Raw genomic sequence first — 2950 nt, 5'->3', positions numbered from 1 at the left:
CGGCGGATCGCGCCGGGCGCCGACGGCGTCCCGGTCGCCGCCCGGGTCCTGGCCCTTCCCCCGACCCTTCCGTACACCGCGCTGACCATGGCCAACGGCAGGGTCGTGACGGAGACGCAGTCGACCACCGACACCCTCCGGGGCTTCGACGTGTCCCTCACCGGCACGCGCACGGCCGCGCCGGCCTGGACCTGTGACGCGCTGGAAGCCCTCGGCCCGAACTGCCCGTCGGTCCTCGCGTCGGACGGCACGAGCATCGGGACGTGGTGGCGTGACACCGGAGACGGCCGCCTGGTCGTCCTGGAGAACGGGAACCGTCCGGCGTCCGCCGGGCAGTCGGCGTGCTACGACTGCGCCGTGACGGCACGGGTGACCACGCCCGGAGCCGCTGGAACCACGCGTACGGTCGTGCTCGCCCACCCGGGCACGCTCCAGGTGGAGCGGTTCGAGAGCGTCTCCGGTCGCTACGTGTCCTTCCTCGGCACCACGGCCGCCGGGTCGCGCTCGATCGTCGCGGACATTGAGACGGGGAAGGTCCTCCGGGACACCGCCTACGGCAGGCAGACGTTGCAGGGCAACCGGCTCTGGACCGCGTCCGCGACGGACGACACCGTCTCCGCGATCGACCTGCGGACGGGTGCGACCGTCGAGACGCACCACCTCGGGGGGAACTGCGTCGCCTACCGTCTCGAGGCCGTCGGCAAGTGGCTCTACGGGCGCTGCTCGGAGTCGTCCGCGGTCGTGTACGACCGTGAGAAGAAGGTACCGACCAAGGTCTCGGTCGAGCGCACCACCGAGCCGCACCTGGGCGACGGCTTCCTCGTCTACAGCTCCTACAGCACCATGGGCTACTCGCTGACGGTGAGCGACGTCCGGTCCGGCACGCGGGTGGACAGCTTCTACGGCCCTCTCGCCTACGGGGACATCTCGACCGGCGAAGAGCCCCTGACCTGGACGGTCGACCGCTTCGGCGGGGGCTTCGCGTACATCGACTCCTGGCGGGCCGTCCGCGTCGTCGGTCTCGGCGGCGCCACGAGCGGGCTGACCGCCCTCGACGCCGACGCCCCCGCGTCCGTCAACCTCAAGTCCGCCCCCTGGAAGCCCCGCTGGTGGCTCTCCAAGCCCGTCGCCTCCTGGTCCCTCACGCTCAAGCACAAGCTGACCGGCAAGGTCGTCCGTACCCTCACCGGTGGTGAGGCCCGGGGCGTCGTCGCGCCCTCCTGGGACGGCAAGGACGCGGCCGGGAAGTTCGTCGCGAACGGGGCCTACACGTGGGCGCTGACCGTGAAGCCCGCCGACGGCCAGGGCGCGGATCTCACCGCCTCCGGAGCGGTGTCCGTGACCGGCGGCGCCGCCGTCTGGCGCGACCTCGCCGGGGACGACGGCTTCGGCGACCTGCTGGTGATGGACACGACGGGGCTCGTGTCGATGTACCGGGGGACCGGTACGGGCGCGCTGTCCGCGCGGATCGCGGGTACGGGGACGAAGTTCGCGACCTCGTCCGTCTTCGTCCCGACGGGCGACCTGAACGGCGACCGGTGCGCCGACGTCTACGCGCGCGTGGGCGACCAGCTGCGCGCCTACCGGCCGGGCTGCGGGAAGGTCGTCTCGGCCTCCTCGCCGTACACGCTCGTCGGCACGGGCTGGGGACAGTACGACGTGATCACGTCCCCCGGTGACGTGAACGCCGACGGGTACGCCGACCTCGTCGTCCGTCAGGCGTCCACCGGTGACGTGTACTTCTACGGCGGTACGGCCGACCACCGGCTCAAGACCCGCGTGAAGATCGGCGCCAATTGGAAGCTGTACAAGAAGCTCGTCGGCGCCGGCGACCTCAACGGCGACGGCCGCGGCGACCTCCTCGGCGTCGACGCCTCGGGAGTGCTCTGGCGGTACTACGGCACCGCGACCGGCGGCGTCACCGCGCGCGTGAAGGTCGGCTCCGGCTGGGGCGGGTACTCCTCGCTCGTCGGCGTCGGCGACCTGTCCGGGGACGGCCGCGCCGACCTCCTGGCCCGCGACACCGCCGGGAAGCTGTGGCGCTACAGCGGCACCGGGACCGGGGCGTACGGGACCCGGGTGGCCATCGGCAGCGGGTGGGGCACCTTCAAGGGGCTGTACTGACCCGCACGTACCCCCGAGGGCCCGGCCGCGCAGTGCGGCCGGGCCCTCGGGCGTTCAGGCCTGCGGCGCCACCAGCTCCTCGTCCTGCCCCGAGCGCCGCAGCGACTCCGCGACGAAGCCGTTCGCCTTCAGTTCCTCGATCGTGTCGCGGAGGAACGCGACGGTCTCGGGACGGCGGCCGACCGTCGTCCCGACGGCCTGCCGGATCTCCATGAACCGGCCCTCGATCAGGCGCACTTCCGGGTGCGCGGCGGCGTAAGCCGTGAGCGGCTGGCGGATGCCGGCACCCACCTCCAGGCCCTGGTCCCGGAACGTGTCGACGCCTTCCTCTCCCCGCACCACCGTCGCGTGGGCGAGGTTCCGCGACAGGAACAGGTCGTAGGCGGAGCCCTTCTTGACCCCGATCCGCACGCCCGGCGCGTCCACCTCCTCGACGGTGGTGAGGGCCGAGCCGCGCGGCACGGCGTACACGCCCTCGATGACGACGTACGGGGCGGTGAACGCGACCTCCGTCTCCCGGGCCGGGTCCACGGCGAGGAAGCAGAGGTCCGCCCGGCCGTCCGCCATCGCGTCGAAGGACTTCCGCGCCGCGTCGAAGCAGAGCAGCTCGACGCCGACGCCGAGCCGGGCCGCGATCTCCCGCGCCAGGTCCACGGTGATCCCGGCCGGCGCCTCGGGGGTGCCCTGGGCGAGCACGGGGTTCCCGAGGTTGATCGAGGCGCGGAGGGTGCCGGTGGGAGCGAGGTCGGAGGCGAGGGACTTCGGAGCGGTCGTCATGGGGCGGAGTCTAGGCCTCGGCGTTCCGGTGGACGCGGTCGAGGAGCTC

Annotated in this window: 2 protein-coding genes; one reads left to right on the top strand and one right to left on the bottom strand. The window is 72.8% G+C overall.

The features are described 5' to 3' along the window. Window positions 1–2124: FG-GAP-like repeat-containing protein (locus CCN56_RS14195; protein ID WP_107484150.1), on the top strand; the 2124-nt coding region annotated here is incomplete at its 5' end. 54 nt (window positions 2125–2178) lie between these two features. Here the strand turns inward: CCN56_RS14195 and CCN56_RS14190 are convergent. Next, a complete protein-coding gene (locus tag CCN56_RS14190) occupies window positions 2179–2901 on the bottom strand; it encodes a transporter substrate-binding domain-containing protein (protein ID WP_086826975.1) in 723 nt (240 codons plus the stop codon). Window positions 2902–2950 lie beyond the last annotated feature (49 nt).

Origin of the sequence: Streptomyces sp. NRRL B-24572 (assembly GCF_002156145.1) — a bacterium.
Classification (GTDB): domain Bacteria; phylum Actinomycetota; class Actinomycetes; order Streptomycetales; family Streptomycetaceae; genus Streptomyces; species Streptomyces vietnamensis.
The sequence above is the reverse complement of the archived record's forward strand: the minus strand, read 5'-3'. Positions and strand labels throughout refer to the sequence as shown.

Excerpts from the sequence above, each read along its gene's own strand:
- CCN56_RS14190 (WP_086826975.1), bottom strand. The coding sequence starts at position 2,901 with ATGACGACCGCTCCGAAGTCCCTCGCCTCCGACCTCGCTCCCACCGGC.